At 48.3% G+C, this 15,388-nt stretch carries 17 protein-coding genes; 16 read left to right on the top strand and 1 reads right to left on the bottom strand.

Translation table 11 applies throughout. The annotated features are described in order from the left end of the window. The 3 genes from PGL02S_RS02555 to PGL02S_RS02545 all read left to right on the top strand — a co-directional run bounded on the left by PGL02S_RS02555 (window position 1) and on the right by PGL02S_RS02545 (window position 2,950). Window positions 1–1,023: a UDP-N-acetylmuramate dehydrogenase gene (locus tag PGL02S_RS02555; RefSeq protein WP_006211106.1), complete on the top strand. Its 1,023-nt coding sequence runs from the start codon at window positions 1–3 to the stop codon at window positions 1,021–1,023. A 127-nt stretch (window positions 1,024–1,150) separates the two neighbouring features. Next, on the top strand, window positions 1,151–2,080 hold the full coding sequence (locus tag PGL02S_RS02550; RefSeq protein WP_036642302.1) for a manganese-dependent inorganic pyrophosphatase: 930 nt from the start codon (window positions 1,151–1,153) through the stop codon (window positions 2,078–2,080). A gap of 354 nt (window positions 2,081–2,434) precedes the next feature. Then, window positions 2,435–2,950 carry a hypothetical protein gene (locus PGL02S_RS02545; protein WP_006211104.1) on the top strand — a complete coding sequence of 172 codons (516 nt, stop codon included), beginning with the start codon at window positions 2,435–2,437 and terminating at the stop codon, window positions 2,948–2,950. A 129-nt stretch (window positions 2,951–3,079) separates the two neighbouring features. On the opposite strand, the gene PGL02S_RS02540 is transcribed toward PGL02S_RS02545, so the two are convergent. Beyond that, window positions 3,080–3,808 (bottom strand): hypothetical protein, encoded by a 729-nt coding sequence (locus PGL02S_RS02540; protein WP_006211103.1) that lies wholly within the window; start codon window positions 3,806–3,808, stop codon window positions 3,080–3,082. A gap of 281 nt (window positions 3,809–4,089) precedes the next feature. Here PGL02S_RS02540 and PGL02S_RS02535 point away from each other — a divergent pair, with 281 nt between their 5' ends. The 13 genes from PGL02S_RS02535 (at window position 4,090) to PGL02S_RS02475 (ending at window position 15,360) form a co-directional block, all read left to right on the top strand. Beyond that, window positions 4,090–4,857 carry an amino acid ABC transporter substrate-binding protein gene (locus PGL02S_RS02535; RefSeq protein WP_036642305.1) on the top strand — a complete coding sequence of 256 codons (768 nt, stop codon included), beginning with the start codon at window positions 4,090–4,092 and terminating at the stop codon, window positions 4,855–4,857. Between the two features lie 156 nt (window positions 4,858–5,013). Then, window positions 5,014–5,673 carry an amino acid ABC transporter permease gene (locus tag PGL02S_RS02530; RefSeq protein ID WP_036642308.1) on the top strand — a complete coding sequence of 220 codons (660 nt, stop codon included), beginning with the start codon at window positions 5,014–5,016 and terminating at the stop codon, window positions 5,671–5,673. Window positions 5,674–5,688: 15 nt separating this feature from the next. Continuing rightward, the gene (locus PGL02S_RS02525) at window positions 5,689–6,435 is read left to right on the top strand and encodes an amino acid ABC transporter ATP-binding protein (protein WP_006211100.1); all 747 of its coding nucleotides are present in this window, start codon (window positions 5,689–5,691) and stop codon (window positions 6,433–6,435) included. Window positions 6,436–6,633: 198 nt separating this feature from the next. Then, window positions 6,634–8,127: an alpha-N-arabinofuranosidase gene (locus PGL02S_RS02520; RefSeq protein ID WP_036642310.1), complete on the top strand. Its 1,494-nt coding sequence runs from the start codon at window positions 6,634–6,636 to the stop codon at window positions 8,125–8,127. Window positions 8,128–8,135: 8 nt separating this feature from the next. Continuing rightward, window positions 8,136–8,414, top strand: a complete 279-nt coding sequence (locus PGL02S_RS02515) for a DUF6171 family protein (protein ID WP_081742816.1) — start codon at window positions 8,136–8,138, stop codon at window positions 8,412–8,414. Between the two features lie 143 nt (window positions 8,415–8,557). Then, window positions 8,558–9,802 carry an MFS transporter gene (locus tag PGL02S_RS02510; RefSeq protein WP_036642313.1) on the top strand — a complete coding sequence of 415 codons (1,245 nt, stop codon included), beginning with the start codon at window positions 8,558–8,560 and terminating at the stop codon, window positions 9,800–9,802. 274 nt (window positions 9,803–10,076) lie between these two features. Continuing rightward, window positions 10,077–10,931: a PHP domain-containing protein gene (locus tag PGL02S_RS02505; RefSeq protein WP_006211097.1), complete on the top strand. Its 855-nt coding sequence runs from the start codon at window positions 10,077–10,079 to the stop codon at window positions 10,929–10,931. Beyond that, a complete protein-coding gene (locus tag PGL02S_RS02500) occupies window positions 10,931–11,566 on the top strand; it encodes a DapH/DapD/GlmU-related protein (protein ID WP_036642316.1) in 636 nt (211 codons plus the stop codon). The genes PGL02S_RS02505 and PGL02S_RS02500 overlap by 1 nt, the downstream gene beginning before the upstream one ends. Before the next feature lie 39 nt (window positions 11,567–11,605). After that, window positions 11,606–12,325 carry a GntR family transcriptional regulator gene (locus PGL02S_RS02495; RefSeq protein WP_006211095.1) on the top strand — a complete coding sequence of 240 codons (720 nt, stop codon included), beginning with the start codon at window positions 11,606–11,608 and terminating at the stop codon, window positions 12,323–12,325. Window positions 12,326–12,328: 3 nt separating this feature from the next. Next, window positions 12,329–12,757 carry a phosphonate C-P lyase system protein PhnG gene (gene phnG, locus PGL02S_RS02490; protein ID WP_006211094.1) on the top strand — a complete coding sequence of 143 codons (429 nt, stop codon included), beginning with the start codon at window positions 12,329–12,331 and terminating at the stop codon, window positions 12,755–12,757. A gap of 13 nt (window positions 12,758–12,770) precedes the next feature. Then, on the top strand, window positions 12,771–13,382 hold the full coding sequence (gene phnH, locus PGL02S_RS02485) for a phosphonate C-P lyase system protein PhnH (protein WP_036642319.1): 612 nt from the start codon (window positions 12,771–12,773) through the stop codon (window positions 13,380–13,382). Next, on the top strand, window positions 13,382–14,515 hold the full coding sequence (locus PGL02S_RS02480) for a carbon-phosphorus lyase complex subunit PhnI (RefSeq protein ID WP_036642321.1): 1,134 nt from the start codon (window positions 13,382–13,384) through the stop codon (window positions 14,513–14,515). Before phnH ends, PGL02S_RS02480 begins: the two co-directional genes overlap by 1 nt. Continuing rightward, on the top strand, window positions 14,512–15,360 hold the full coding sequence (locus tag PGL02S_RS02475) for an alpha-D-ribose 1-methylphosphonate 5-phosphate C-P-lyase PhnJ (RefSeq protein ID WP_036642322.1): 849 nt from the start codon (window positions 14,512–14,514) through the stop codon (window positions 15,358–15,360). The genes PGL02S_RS02480 and PGL02S_RS02475 overlap by 4 nt, the downstream gene beginning before the upstream one ends. The last annotated feature ends 28 nt before the right edge of the window (window positions 15,361–15,388 follow it).

The following is a 15,388-nucleotide window of genomic DNA, read 5'->3' as shown; positions in this document are numbered from 1 at the left end:
ATGACTTTACATACATCTGCAATTGACCGATTGTGCAAACGCAATGTGGAGCTGTCTGCTTTTTCAACGTACGGGATCGGCGGCTCAGCCCATTATTTAGCTATGCCTGAAACCGCCAATGACCTGGCGGAACTGCTGCAGGAATGCAACAAACGCGGGATGCCATGGTACATTTTCGGGATGGGCTCGAATATTCTGTTTCCAGATGAACCGAAGCACGACCTGGTGTTTATATCGCTTAAAAACCTGGTGGATCTGAGGGTATCCGAAGGAAAATGGCACGTTTCATCCGGAACGCCGATGTCTTTGCTCTCTCTGATGGGATTGTTGGGCGGGACGGACCTTCTCGACTTTACCTTTTTGCTGCCAGGCTGCGTCGGGGCCGGCATCTATATGAATGCCAAATATAACGCACGCCAAATCTGTGATATTCTGGATACCGTTTATTATATCGATACAACGGATCCAAGCTTGAGCGTACAGTCCATTCCCGTATCGGAATGTTTGTTTGCCTACAAACAATCCATATTCCAGCAGCGTCCCTGGATTGTTGTAGGGGCCGATCTTAACATTCCGGTCAGCTCGGAAGAGCAGATCAACACGACTTCCGTGCTGCTCACGGATTGGAAGACTCGCGGGAGTCACCCATCCTCATTGCCATCTTTCTTCTCGTTCTTCCTGGGCGAGGTTCATGCGCTGGCAGGCAAGGGGATTCAGACGCCGCAGTCGATGCTCGACATCATCAAGTACCGGACGAGTAAACGCCATTTCGACTACCCATCCTGCGGTTCTGTGTTTAAGAATAATTATGATTACGGGGTTGCGGTAGGCTCGCTCGTAGACCAGCTGAACTTGAAGGGGACGGAGTATGGCGGTGCCATCATCTCTCCGCACCACGGAAACATGATTCTGAACCAGAAGCATGCCAAAGCTACGGACATTCTGTATTTGATGAATCTGATATCAGAGTCTATCAACAATCAATTTGGATTCGTTCCGGAACCGGAGATTGTGCTGGTATAAACCCGGCGCAAAAATAATCTCTGTAAAGGAATTGGAATAAGTAGAATTTAACGCTATAATCAGATAGGTGATCATCTGTTTATTGGTATAAACGATGAAATTTCATGTTGCGAGAGGGGCATTCTATATGGCTAAAACATTAATTTTTGGACACAAAAATCCGGATACGGACACCATCTGCTCTGCTATTGCTTATGCTGATTTGAAAAACCAGCTGGGTCTTTCCGCTGAGCCTGTACGGCTTGGAGACGTAAATGGGGAAACGCAATACGCGCTCGATTACTTCAAGGTTGAAGCACCTCGTTTCGTTGAGACTGTCGCGAATGAAGCAGACGAGGTTATTCTTGTTGACCATAATGAGCGTCAGCAAAGCGCCAGCGATATAGATCAGGTTCGCGTTGTTGAGGTCATTGACCACCACCGTATCGCGAATTTTGAGACAAGCCATCCGCTGTACTATCGTGCCGAGCCTGTAGGCTGCACAGCTACCATCCTGAACAAGATTTACAAGGAAAAGGGTGTAACGGTTCGTAAGGAGATTGCTGGCCTGATGCTCTCTGCCATCATCTCGGACTCCTTATTGTTCAAATCCCCTACTTGCACGGATGAAGATATCGCTGCTGCCCGCGAGCTTGCTGAGATCGCTGGCGTGGATGCAGACAGCTACGGTCTGGACATGCTGAAGGCAGGCGCAGATCTGAGCGACAAAACGATCGCTCAATTGATTTCACTCGACGCCAAGGAATTCCAAATGGGCGGAGCTAAAGTTGAAATCGCACAGGTTAATGCGGTTGACACCAATGATGTATTGTCCCGTCAAGCCGAGCTCGAAGATGCCATTCAGGGCATTATCGCAGATAAAAATCTGGATCTGTTTGTGTTCGTAGTGACGGATATTCTGAACAACGATTCGATCGCTCTTGCCCTTGGCAAAGAGTCCAAAGCTGTTGAGAAAGCGTACAATGTGTCTCTGTCGGAGAACAAGGCGCTTCTTAAAGGCGTGGTGTCACGCAAATCGCAGATCGTTCCTGTTCTGACTGAGGCGTTTAATCAATAATTCAGATGATGTAAGCACAAGCCTGACCATCGCTGATTCATTCAGCGGGTCAGGCTTGTTTTGTCATTTTTTAGTGTTGACTGTTGATGGCATTGTAGATTTTAATCGCTGTTGCTGTGATAAGCGCTTACGAAGATTGAAATATTGTAATGAAATTACATCGAATTGACATCCTTTTTAGAGGCCGGATTCGTATAATGAAGATACAACCGAGAAGTACATAGTAAAGAGTTTCAAGTCCCAGCATTTGGTTTAAAAATAAATTAGAATGCTGTGAACGTTGTGAACGTTGTGAATATGCCGGGATAGACCCGATGGATTCAGTCCTATTCGACGAGAGGGAGCGATGAGAAGATGAAGAAGTCGGCTTGGAGTTTGGGAGCGATGATGCTGCTTGTACTCATCATGATGACAACCGTTGGCGTAGCCTCGAGCAACAATTATGAGCCGGTTCCGAAAGCTTCGAATCAGGAAACTGCCTATATAAACGGGCTTGAGCTTAGAGACGGCAAGGTTTACCTGACGGTCGATCCGATCAAATGGTACGAGGGCGAGGAAGCGAATCAGATATTCCGCGAGCGTGAGCAGGATCCCGAGATGACAGAAGCTCCGGATGGATACTATATCGTAAACGATACGGAAGAGCAGATTGAGCTTGCGGTAGCCGACGATGCAGAAGTGCTGCTTCAGCTGTACGATCATACCGGGCGATATGAGGATGCGCAGATTTCCTGGAATCAGATGGTGAGTTTGAACAAGTTCACGGACATCTACCACAAGGACGACATCGTTGACATGAAATGGTTCCCGTTTCATATTACCGTTGAAGATGGTGTCGTTGTGAAGATCATACAACAATACGTGCCTTAAAACATATGGAACATATTAAGAAACAATGATAGAAGCTAACGAATAAAAGCCGCTCCACTGGTTAGGGATAACCGATGGAGCGGCTTTTGCGTTGCCCATTTTTAGGTGCCAGGCGTGAGCTTGTGAATCTTAGCGGGTGTGTTTCATCGGTTGGAGTTTCCCGTTCACCACATCACTGACAAACGGAGCAATTTTGGATTTGCGCTCCTCATATTCTTCCTTTGTCATTTTGCCTTCCGACAGCTTCTGATCCAGGCGCTTTGTGATGGCTTGGACTTGTTGATCAATGACGGACTGGACAGGCACGTCCCTTTCCTTCGCAATCTGAGCCAGCGATTTTCCGGATTGGAGCGACTGCTTGAGTTCCTCCGGTGTTGTCTTCAGAAGCTTGGCAAGCTCCTCGCTATCCGAGATCAGTCTGCCATGACGTTGATGCATCCGCTGCTTCTGCCATCCGCCCTTGGCATCCAGCAGCTTATCTGCAGCCGCAGCGTAATCGACGGATTTGCCAAGCTGTTTCGGATGGGAGGCGATTTTTTCTTTTAGCAGCTCGATTACCTTGGCTTTGATCGCCTCCCGGGAAATACCTTGATCCTTGGCTATTTCCGCGAGCGAGGAGGTCTTGAGTTTATCGCGGAGAACCTGAGGCTCCAGCTTCAGAAACTCCGAGATTGCCTTAAACATATGACCGGGTTTATGTTGCCCGTTCTCGTCCCTGGAAGAGGGAACAGCTGGTGATTCGGTCTGCTGTCCGGCCGGTTCATCCGCAGAAACGGAGACAGGAAGATAAGCGAGGCCCATGACTACAGCGATGGTGAGAAACACCATTCGCTTCACAAACTTCAAATGGGTTGCCATTGTTGTTTACCGCCTTTCTTGGTGTGGGGTCTTACAGCCATCATTCTTTCCCGCTAAACTGAAATCATCCTTAAAATAACCTTAAAATGGGATGAAAATACATAAATTGAATTTTCACGCATCAAATTGACCATTCTATGAAACTATCGACTCTTCTCTGCTAATATGCTATCATGGAGTCTTGATAACGTGTTAAAGTGAAAAAGCAGTTTACATATGATGTGGATTTATATACATCCTGAATATGACTGCGTTTCATGCCAACGAGGAGGATTTTTTTGATGAAAAAGATAGCATCCGTATTAGCAGGATTTATGCTTCTATTAACCGTGGTTGGCTGCTCAAGCTCGTCAGGCGGGGGTAATGAGCTGGTTGTCGGGATTGACGACAAGTTCGCGCCGATGGGATTCCGCGATGAGAGCAATGAAATTGTCGGCTTTGATATTGATTATGCCCGTGCTGCCGCCGAGAAAATGGGCAAGGAAGTGAAATTCCAGCCCATTGACTGGAAAGCCAAGGAATCCGAGTTGAGCAGCGGCCGCATTGATTTGATATGGAATGGCTACACCATCACCGATGAGCGTAAGGAGAAAGTGCTGTTTACGAAGCCATATCTGGAGAACAGTCAGGTTGTAGCAGTATTGTCCGATTCCGCTATTAGCTCAATCCAAGACTTGGCTGGCAAGCAGGTTGGCTTGCAGTCGTTGTCTTCGGCAGCGGATGCATTAAGTGCCAATGAAATTCATGCCCAGGTGGAGAAAATCTCTGAATTCCCGGACAATGTGCTGGCTCTGAGCGACTTGAAGAATGGGCGCGTAGATGCCGTAGTCATTGACGAAGTGGTCATGAAATACTACATGTCCAAGGAAGAGGGAACATACAAGATCCTGGAGGAGTCCCTTGCCCCGGAACAATATGGGATCGGGGTTAAGAAAGGCAACGAAGAGCTGCTGGAAAGCCTGCAGAAAGCATTGGATGAGATGAACGCCGATGGCACGGCAGCTAAGATTTCCGAGAAATGGTTTGGCGAAGACAAGGTGCTGAAGTAAGTCAACCCATGAGGATGCGACCCATCCTTCCATAGGAATCCCATGAAACCGGACTTTGATCAAAGGCTCCGGTTTTGTGTTCCAATCAATCAGTTAACGATATCTTTGAAGAACTTCAAGGGTGAAGGAAGTTTTTCCAATAGGAGTTAGGGATATATGAGTATGGATTACATCGTTCAAATCAGCAAACCGATGCTGGAGGGTGCTCAGACTACGATATTATTGTTCTTTATTGCAATCATTGCATCCATCCCGCTCGGGTTTGTATTCACGTTAATGGTCAGAAGTGCCATCAAGCCGCTGGCTTGGCTTGCCAATACGTACATCTATGTGTTTCGGGGAACGCCGCTGCTGCTCCAAATGCTGTTTTTCTGTTTTGGTCTGCCGGTGCTGCCGGTCATTGGAGAATATCTCGTGCTGGACCGATTTGTAGCGGCATGTCTGGCATTTGTATTAAACTATGCTGCGTATTTTGCGGAAATCTTCAGAGGGGGCCTTCTGGCGATCGACAAAGGACAGTATGAAGCGTCCAAGGTGCTGGGATTGAACAAATGGCAGACAACCACGAAGGTCATTCTGCCCCAGATGTTTCGCGTGGCACTTCCGGCAGTCTCCAACGAATCGATTACGCTGGTGAAGGATACGGCGCTGCTGTATGCAGTCGCTGTCCCGGAACTTTTACATTTTGCCTATACTGCTGTCAATCGTGATTTTACGATTATGCCGTTTTTTATTGCGGGTGTCATTTATCTGCTGATGACGCTGGTGCTGACGTTGTTCTTTAAATTTCTGGAACGACGATTTAAATACGAATAGAAGGACTGTCGTGTTATGGCCATTATTGAAGTATCCCATATGAAAAAATCCTTCGGCCATCTGGATGTGCTGAAGGACGTCAGCTTTGAAATTCAAAAGAATGAAGTGATTGCCGTCATCGGTCCGTCCGGTTCAGGAAAGAGCACCATGCTCCGCAGCCTGGTGCATCTGGAGGAGATCAACGGGGGATCCATCAAGGTACAGGATCAATACCTTGTGAAGGATGGCGTGTATTCCAATCACTCGCAGATCAAAGCCATCACTTCCCGCATGGGGATGGTATTCCAGCATTTCAACCTGTTTCCTCATCTTACCGTACAGGAGAACCTGGGACTTGCACCTAAACATGTCAAGAAGTTAACCAAGGAAGAAGTCAGGTCCAATAGCGCTGTGCTTCTGCAAAAGGTCGGTTTATCCGAAAAAGCAGAGGTATATCCCGGGAATCTGTCGGGGGGACAGAAGCAGCGTGTTGCGATTGCGAGAGCCCTGATGATGAATCCGGACATTATGCTGTTTGATGAACCGACGTCAGCACTGGACCCGGAATTGACGGGTGAGGTCCTTGCGGTCATTAAGCAATTGGCCGAGGAACATATGACGATGGTGATTGTGACCCATGAGATGAGTTTCGCCAAGGAAGTAGCCGACCGGATCATCTTTATGGACAACGGACAGGTCATGGAGTCCGGAAGCCCGGATCAACTATTTCATCAACCGAAGATGGACCGTACCCGGGAATTCTTAAACCGGGCGATGCGCTAATGATAGACTGGCTTGAAGCTGAATCGGAAGATCGGCTTACTGCCGGTCTTTTTTTTCTGCGAAAAAGTTAAATTTTTTAGTGAAAGCGTTTAATTTATTGGTTGACGGAATCGGATTTGATCGATATCATTGTTTTAGAGATTGTTAAATTGTTTCATATAAATATCTATAAAACAACAGCGAGGAGCGGGTTAATCCATGAGTCATGTCATTACCATTCATTCAGATTTGTCAAAAGGTAAGATCAATCGCAATATTTATGGTCATTTTTCCGAGCATTTGGGTCGCTGCATCTATGAAGGGATATGGGTTGGGGAAGATTCACCGATTCCAAATACGGAAGGGATCCGCAATGATGTCCTGGAGGCGCTGAAACAGTTGAATATTCCGGTGCTGCGCTGGCCGGGCGGTTGTTTTGCGGACGAATATCACTGGAAGGATGGCGTTGGTCCGAGCGAGAACCGCAAGCAAATGGTTAACACGCACTGGGGCGGCGTTGTGGAGAACAATCACTTCGGCACGCACGAATTCCTGCGTCTCTGCGAGCTTTTGGATTGCGAGCCATACATATCGGGCAATGTCGGAAGCGGTACGGTACAGGAGATGTCGGAATGGGTGGAATATATGACTTTCGACGGCGTGTCGCCCATGGCGGCATGGCGTCAGGAGAATGGCCGTGAGAAGCCTTGGAACGTGAAGTATTTTGGCGTGGGGAACGAGAATTGGGGCTGTGGCGGCAATATGCGGCCGGAATATTATGCGGATCTGTATAGACGCTATCAGACCTATGTACGGAACTATGGCGATAACAAAATCTATAAGATTGCTTGTGGTCCGAATGTAGACGATTATCGCTGGATGGAAACCGTGATGAGGGAAGCCCATCCATTCATGGATGCCATCAGCCTTCATTATTACACCGTTCCGGGCGAATTCTGGACAAGTAAAGGCGCTGCTACCGGGTTCAGCGAACAGGAATGGTTCACTACCATGAAGAAGGCGCTTCACATGGATGAGCTGATCACAAGACACTCCGCCATTATGGACCAGTATGATCCGAACAAGCGCATTGGCCTGATCGTGGATGAGTGGGGGACCTGGTTTGATGTTGAACCGGGCACCAATCCGGGGTTTCTGTATCAACAGAATACCATTCGCGATGCTTTGGTGGCAGGTCTAACGCTGAATATCTTCCATGAGCATAATGACCGGGTCGTGATGGCGAACATTGCGCAGATCGTTAATGTGCTTCAGTCCGTCATCCTGACGGAAGGTGAGAAGATGCTCCTTACTCCGACCTATCATGTGTTTGATATGTATAAAGTGCATCAGGATGCCGAACGCCTTGCCACCCACTACAGCGTAGCCGATTATGAGATGGACGGCGAGAAGATTCCGCAAGTATCGGTGACAGCCTCTAGAGATCAAGCTGGTAAAATTCATGTAAGCTTGTGCAATGTGAGCCATGTGGAGCAGAGTGATGTGAGCATTCAACTTCGGGGTTTAAGCGGAGCGGTGTCCGGAATCACAGGACAGCAGCTTGCTTCCGGCTCGCTGGACGCTCATAACACCTTTGAATCACCGGATGTACTCAAGCCGACACCATTCGAAACATTCGAACTGCAAGGGGACGTGTTATATGCGAAGCTCCCGCCGATGTCCGTCACCGTTCTTGAGATTACGGCGGAATAAGCGAAGTTATGACAGATCATCGGTGTAAAGGTTGTCATGACGATTACCGGATCAGCGATAAACAAATCGCACGCGTTCTATCCTCCCCGGTGTTTGCATCGGACCGGTGCGTGCCGGATGAGGAGTATGAAACCCGTCTTCGTGCGTGCTTCTCTTGTCCAAAGCTGCAAGGGGACACGACGTGCACGCTGTGCGGCTGCATCGTACAGATCGCAGCAAAGCTGAAAGACAAGAGATGCCCATATCCGGGGCAAGACCGTTGGTCGGTTGCCAGTAGCGCTTCATAGAAGATTATAGTCAAGCCTGCCTCTCATGTATGGGTCATGGGGGCAGGCTTTTTTAGTATGGGACAACTTCAATCATCTTTACATGAACTTACAACCTATGTTATGACTATTAGAAAAAAAGATCGTCAGGATAGGGTGTGAACATGAAAAGAGGGGGCTTCTTTCTATACTACTGGACCGCGCATTCGAGCATTTCGCTGGCAGGCGTTGTCTATATCATGGTACTGACCACCTTTATGTATCAGGAATCCGGCTCGGCCTTTATTGCCGCGTTGTTCCCGCTGTTTAACGCAGTGGCACGGTTTGTCGCCGGCTTTACGGCTCCGCTTGTCATGGAGAAATTCGGCTTCTCCAAGCTTCTGGTAAGGCTTCAAGTCATGAAAGCTCTGTTGTTAACTGGATTGGTCATTGCATTCCCATACATATCATCTCAGGTTTCCATATTGTGTATGTTTATCTTGTTCATTGCTTTTACCGAAGGATGGGGAAACCCGCTCATCCAGTCCATGGTTCCGAGATTAGTTGCACCTGACCGATTGGTTAAGGCCAACAGCTCACTATCCGTGACCAGCCAATCCTTGCAGATTGCAGGTTATACCTTTACGGGCTTTCTAGTTGTACGGTTTGGACATATGCCGACTTTAATCATGAGCTGCGTACTCATCTGGGTATCCGTCTTGTCCCTTTGGATCGCAGCGCGCTCCATGAAGGCGAAGGAAACGGCTGCGGCTGGACGAGAAAAACCAAGCTGGGAAGTGATTCGTGAAGGCTGGTTCTACCTGTGGAGAAATCCTACATTAAGAATCGTCACGATCATGGATATGATTGAAGGGATTGCCGGAACCATATGGGTGGGAGCGATCACGCTGGTATATGTCAAGGAAGTGCTGCATCAAGGCGAAGCTTGGTGGGGATTTATTAACGCCAGTTATTATGTGGGCGCCATTGTGGGTGGGTTACTGATGCTGCTGCTGTCTTCCTTTATCCAGAAAAATCTGATTCCATGCATGGCTGTAGGTTCAGCGGTGTTCAGTTTGCTTACCCTGTGGTATGGTCTGAACAGTATCCCGATTGTGGCTTTGATCCTGTGCATTGCGATGGGACCAGCCTATCAGCTGAGGGATGTGGCGCAGCAAACGGCTTTCCAATCCAGTGTAGATCATGAGATGCTGCCGAAAGTATACGCTTCACGTGATATCCTGCTCTCTACGATCACGAGTTTATCAATTGCTGTTATTGGTCTAATAGCCGATACACTCGGCATTCGTATGGTGTATATTGTGGGTTCGATCTGTATTGCGATATCCGCAGGGTTGTCGTTCACGCTTCTGAGGTTGCAGAGGAATTCGGCTTTAGCGACAGAATCGAGCGGAAGCAACTTTTCATAAAATGTTATAAAAAGAGCCGTATCTGGATAAGGCCACTGAAAAAGTCGTAGTTTGACGGGGCAGTTAAATTCATGAAACAAAAGGCGACCTTCATTTCCCAGTAGTAGGGAATGAAGGTCGCCTTTTTGCTTCCCTGGTATATTTCGGTTGATGCAAGCTTGGTTTCTATACTTTTTACATAAATCATAAGCAATTTTACATGGGCATAACCCTTGCAACTTGGCATCAAGTTAGGATGACAACGAACCAGTTAACTCAGGGGAGGGAACACAGGGTGAAAGTAGATTTGCATTGCCATACGAATATATCGGATGGCTCCTTATCTTTCGGCGAGATCGTCGCTTTAGCCAAGCAGGAAGGTGTCGGCTATTTGGCAATTACGAATCATGATACGACCAAGGGTTTGGGGGAAATGGTAGAAGCCGGCGTTAAAAGCGGAGTGGAGATCATTCCCGGAATGGAAATTTCTGCTTACGACTTTGAGAGAAATCGTAGAGTCCATATTCTGGGATACTATATCGAAGAGGGGCATCCTGCGCTGGAGGAGATCTGCGAGCCATTGCGGGAAATGCGCCATCAAGCCTCTCTTGTGATGACCAATCGGCTGATCGAAGCAGGCTACAAGATTACATGGGAGCAAATCGAGACTTATGCGAAAGACGGAACGGGTGTTTACAAACAGCATATTATGCATGCTCTGATCGACAATGGTTACACCGACAGCATCTATGGGGATTTGTACAAGGAGCTGTTCGCCCGCGGCGAGAACGGAAAGGCTCCAGGGATTGCCTTTGTCCCGATGAAATATGTTGATGCACGGACGGCGATCCGAGCGGTATTGGAGGCGGGCGGAATTCCGGTTCTTGCTCATCCCGGACAGTACCGCAATTTTGAATTTGTGCCCGAACTGGTAGAGAGCGGACTTGCAGGCATCGAGGTGTGGCATCCACTGCACGGGCCTAAAGATGTGGCGAGAGCGAAAGACTATGCAGCTGAATACGGGCTGATTATGACTGGCGGAACGGATTTTCACGGCTACTATGGCGAGAAGGAAATTGCGCTCGGCAGCATGAATCCGGTTATCAACAGCCTCAATGCCTTAAAAGCTAAAAAAGGAGTTGGCCTGTGATGCATCATATCCATTATCCCCATGCCGGAACGAAGCTATCGACTGGGCTTCATATTCATGAGACAAGCGATGTCGTTAACAGTCATTTTGGAGAATGGACGTCTGTCGGGCCTTCCAATAAGATTTTCGAATCCAGTTTCGGGGATTACACATACACGATGGATGATGTTACGGTGAATTACGCCGAGATTGGCAAGTTCGGCAATATCGCGTCCCATGCCTGCATCAATCCGGTCCAGCACCCGATGGATCGGGTCACACAGCATCATATGACCTATCGTCGGAAAATGTATGATTTCTCGGATACCGATGATGAGGCTTTCTTCGATTGGCGGCGTACGAACCAGGTCACGATTGGACATGACGTATGGATCGGGCACGGTGCAATCATTATGAAGGGGGTTCACATCGGAACGGGGGCGGTTGTCGGCTCCGGCTCCGTAGTTACGAAGGATGTACCTCCGTTTGCCATCGTGGTTGGCATTCCGGCCCGTATGATCCGAATGAGATTTGAGCCTGAGATTGTGGATCAATTATTACAGATTGCATGGTGGGATTGGCCGCGCAATGTTCTGGAGGAACGGTTCGCAGAATTCAACGATATTCAATCGTTTATCGTCAAGTATGGAGTGTAACACAAATTCAGAATATTAGTAATCAGGGAGGGTTCATCGATGTCGGAAGATCAGGAAATCGTCGATAAATTCATATTCGATATTCGTACCGGTATTTATGAGCCTGATGACAAGCTTCCATCCGAGAATGAGGTGGCGGATTTGTTTAAAATCCCGCGGATGACTGTCCGCAAAGCGTATACGACCTTGCATGAGCTGGGCTACATCTATTCGAAGCAAGGCAAAGGAAGTTATGTCCGAAACAGACAGCAGCAAATTCCGCTTGTTCTCTCGAATGTCAGTTTCAGCAAGAAAATGATAGAGCTTGGCTTCAGCTACCAATCAAGCAATATTTTTTGCGAACAGATTTCGCACAACAAGAAAATTTATCAGTTCCTTCAGGTCGGCGAGGAAATTCGGGTATTCCGTATCGGAAGACTTCGGCTGATTGATGGGCGGCCTATTGCATTTCATATTTCATATGTAGCGGAAAGCGTGTTCGATGATATCGCGGCCGAAGGCAGACAGATTACGTCGATGTTCGATTATTACAACAGCAAAGGCTATACCGATTACACATCGACAACTACTGAAATAAGCATCGCCTTTCCTTCGAAAAGCGAGCGCGAGTTGCTGGAATGCTCCAGCCTGATTCCTCTGTTGGTGCTGGAATCAGGCTGCGTGGATGAGCGAACCGGCAAAGTGCTGGAGCATACGCGAGTTTTGTATAGAAGCGACTATTTTACTTATATCATAAAACCGTCCCATGAGGAGGAATGATGAATGCAGCGGAGACAACGGACCGAAATTTTGATCAATGGCTCAAGAGAGATTCCAGCCCGATTGGCGCAGCAAATTATAGACCGTTATGAAGTAAATACGCTTGAACAGCCCAATAACGGGTTGGTTATGATGAAGGTAAGAGAAACATCGCAAAAAAGCTTGTTCTATCTGGGCGAAGTGTTCGTAACAGAAAGCAAGGTGCAAATTGGCCAAGCGATGGGACTGGGACTCGTTAAGGGGCATGAGTCTGAGCTTGCTTACCAGCTTGCCGTCATTGACGCGGCGTATCAGGCCGGAATTGAAGAAACAAAGCATTGGACGGAAGTATTGCTGGCCGAAGAAGAAGTCATCAACCATAAGAAAAAGGCATTCCAGCACAAAGTTCTGCAAACGAAAGTAAACTTTGAAACGATGGACGACGGAAACTAGGGGAGAGCGGCAGATGAAACTAGATCTCGTGCATGATACGCAGCTTGCGTACAGAAAACTGATGGATTCGATGTCCAGACCCGGACTGATCAGCGAGCTTGGTGAGCTTGCAGGGAAAGTTGGACTGAAATTGAACTGTTTTGATGCGACAGTGCTGCTGGCGGCAGTGCTGCTCGATACGGAAGTGACCTTCAAGATTATTTCGGAAAAGGAAGAAGAGATTGTCAGGCTGTTCAACCAGTTGACGTATGCGAAGGCAGCAGAAACGGCAGCAGCTGATTTCATTTTTGTGCTTAACGATGCGAATTCATTCCAGTTAGAAGAGGCGATACGTAAAGCCAAAGCGGGCGATTTGATCCATCCTCATGCATCGGCGACATTTATCGTAGAGGCGGAGCAGATTACGAATGACAATGGACTGGTTCTGTCCGGACCGGGTATTGAAGACACACATCACGTGCAGGTTTCCACCTGTGGAAGCGAAAGCCGGGGAAGCTGGCTGGATGAGCGTGCTTTGAGAAACATCGAGTATCCATTGGGCGTTGATATGATCTTTGTCGACCGTGACTCCCGGACGTTATGTTTGCCGCGGACCACTCAAATCAGTAAGAAGGTGAACAATTAATGGGTTATGTAGCAGTCAAAGGCGGAACGATGGCTATCGAGGAATCGATCCGGCGCTTGAAATACGAGCGGGTAAAAAAGGGCATGGTGCTGGAGGTCGATTCTATTGAGTCTGGTATGAGGGGGCTGATTGATCAGGTTATGTCGGAGAGCAGCCTCTACAGCGAAATACTGGCGGCGATCTCTATTAAGCAGGCGGAAGGCAATCCGGAGGAAGCTGTATTTCTGATGAGGGCTTATCGCTCCACATTGCCCCGCAAACATTATTCCAGAACGATTCATTCCGATGACATGCAGGTGGAACGCAGGATTTCGGCAAGCTTTAAAGATATTCCCGGAGGTCAAATTTTAGGTGCTACGACGGATTTTATCCATAGATTAATCGATTTCGATCTTATGAATGAAACCGAAGAAGAAGTTATGGGCTGGCTGGCGGATTTCGAAAATCAGGATACGTCTGCAGAGGATATGGACAAAACGGATTTGCAACGTTTGCCGAAGGTGCTGGATTATTTGCGGAAAGAGGGCTTGCTTGCGGATTGCGAGAATGATGATCGGGAACCGGATGACGTGACGCGCAAGAGCCTGAAGTTTCCGGCCAGCCGCAGCGAAAGGTTACAGGTACTGACGAGGGGGCAGACAGGAACCGTTACTTCTTTCGCTTACGCCTCTCTGCGGGGCTACGGTCAATTGCACCCGACGGTCGGAGAGCTCCGTGTCGGAGATTTGCCCGTCTATGTAGATAATCCGGTAGGCAGCCTTGACCCGGACGACGCTTATTTTATCGGCAATGTCAAAGTCACTGAGGTGGAAATGCTCATTCCGGTTACGGTCAAGAAAGAGCATGGCAAGAAGGAGATTGAACTTGAGATCGGCTACGGCATTTGCTATGGACAGAACGAGACCAAAGCGATAGCCATGGGGATATTGGATAACACTCTTGGCAGCACGAATCCCGAATTTCCTACCGAAAATCAAGAGTTTGTGCTCTATCATATTGATTCCGTTGAGGCAACAGGATTTGTGTCCCACCTCAAAATGCCGCATTACGTCACCTTTCAATCGAAACTGGACAGTGCGCGGAAGACGAAAAAGGCAGACAAATCTGGTGCGGAGGAGGAGATGAGCGAATGAATATCGCTTACAATTTTGCTTTTTTTGACGAGGGCTCCAAAAGGGAAATTAGACGGTCGACACTAAAGGCAATCGCGATTCCGGGATATCAGGTGCCGTTTGCCTCACGGGAAATGCCGATTGGCCGGGGCTGGGGCACCGGCGGCTTGCAGCTCACCCTGTCCCTGATCGGTAAGAAGGATATGCTGAAGGTCATTGACCAAGGGGCGGACGAATCGGTGAACGCAGTCAATATCAAGAAACTGGTTACCAAGACAACAGGGGTGCGAACCGTGGATGACACGGAGGACGCAACTGTCGTTCAATCCCGGCACCGTATTCCGGAAGTTCCCCTGAAGGAGCATCAGATTTTGATCCTGCAGGTTCCGCTGCCTGAGCCGCTTCGTTATTATGAGCCAAGCGAGTTCGTAACACAGCGGCTGCATGCGGAGCAGGAATACAGCGGCGCATGGCTGATGCTGTTCGAGCAAATTATGAAGTACGGCCATATGTCCACAGGCGCGGACCATCCCGTCATGGTGCAGGACCGCTACGTGATGGCCCCTAGCCCGATTCCGCGCTTTGATAATCCGAAAATGAATTATTCGAAAGCTTTGATTTTGCTTGGCGCAGGCCGGGAGAAGAAGATTTACGCCGTTCCTCCATTCACAAAGGTCGTATCTTTGGCATTTGACGATTATCCGTTCGAGGCCGAAAGCTTTGAGGGAGCCAGCTGCTGGCAGTGCGGAGCTACAGGAGTGTTTCTGGATGAACTGATCGATGAGGGAACAGGGGAGACGTATCATCAATGCAATGATACCAGCTATTGTATCTCCCGATTAAACGCTCGACCGGCGAATCATTAATTTTCCGGCAAACCTAAAAACGCAGCAA

It is taken from the genome of Paenibacillus glucanolyticus NBRC 15330 (genome assembly GCF_004000885.1).
Taxonomy (GTDB): domain Bacteria; phylum Bacillota; class Bacilli; order Paenibacillales; family Paenibacillaceae; genus Paenibacillus_AQ; species Paenibacillus_AQ glucanolyticus.
Note: the sequence above shows the minus strand (reverse complement) of the source record. Positions and strands in the feature narration are given on the sequence as shown.

Coding starts and splice junctions, on each gene's coding strand:
- PGL02S_RS02555 (WP_006211106.1), top strand. CDS start 1: ATGACTTTACATACATCTGCAATTGACCGATTGTGCAAACGCAATGTG.
- PGL02S_RS02550 (WP_036642302.1), top strand. CDS start 1,151: ATGGCTAAAACATTAATTTTTGGACACAAAAATCCGGATACGGACACC.
- PGL02S_RS02545 (WP_006211104.1), top strand. CDS start 2,435: ATGAAGAAGTCGGCTTGGAGTTTGGGAGCGATGATGCTGCTTGTACTC.
- PGL02S_RS02540 (WP_006211103.1), bottom strand. CDS start 3,808: ATGGCAACCCATTTGAAGTTTGTGAAGCGAATGGTGTTTCTCACCATC.
- PGL02S_RS02535 (WP_036642305.1), top strand. CDS start 4,090: ATGAAAAAGATAGCATCCGTATTAGCAGGATTTATGCTTCTATTAACC.
- PGL02S_RS02530 (WP_036642308.1), top strand. CDS start 5,014: ATGAGTATGGATTACATCGTTCAAATCAGCAAACCGATGCTGGAGGGT.
- PGL02S_RS02525 (WP_006211100.1), top strand. CDS start 5,689: ATGGCCATTATTGAAGTATCCCATATGAAAAAATCCTTCGGCCATCTG.
- PGL02S_RS02520 (WP_036642310.1), top strand. CDS start 6,634: ATGAGTCATGTCATTACCATTCATTCAGATTTGTCAAAAGGTAAGATC.
- PGL02S_RS02515 (WP_081742816.1), top strand. CDS start 8,136: ATGACAGATCATCGGTGTAAAGGTTGTCATGACGATTACCGGATCAGC.
- PGL02S_RS02510 (WP_036642313.1), top strand. CDS start 8,558: ATGAAAAGAGGGGGCTTCTTTCTATACTACTGGACCGCGCATTCGAGC.
- PGL02S_RS02500 (WP_036642316.1), top strand. CDS start 10,931: ATGCATCATATCCATTATCCCCATGCCGGAACGAAGCTATCGACTGGG.
- PGL02S_RS02495 (WP_006211095.1), top strand. CDS start 11,606: ATGTCGGAAGATCAGGAAATCGTCGATAAATTCATATTCGATATTCGT.
- phnG (WP_006211094.1), top strand. CDS start 12,329: ATGCAGCGGAGACAACGGACCGAAATTTTGATCAATGGCTCAAGAGAG.
- phnH (WP_036642319.1), top strand. CDS start 12,771: ATGAAACTAGATCTCGTGCATGATACGCAGCTTGCGTACAGAAAACTG.
- PGL02S_RS02480 (WP_036642321.1), top strand. CDS start 13,382: ATGGGTTATGTAGCAGTCAAAGGCGGAACGATGGCTATCGAGGAATCG.
- PGL02S_RS02475 (WP_036642322.1), top strand. CDS start 14,512: ATGAATATCGCTTACAATTTTGCTTTTTTTGACGAGGGCTCCAAAAGG.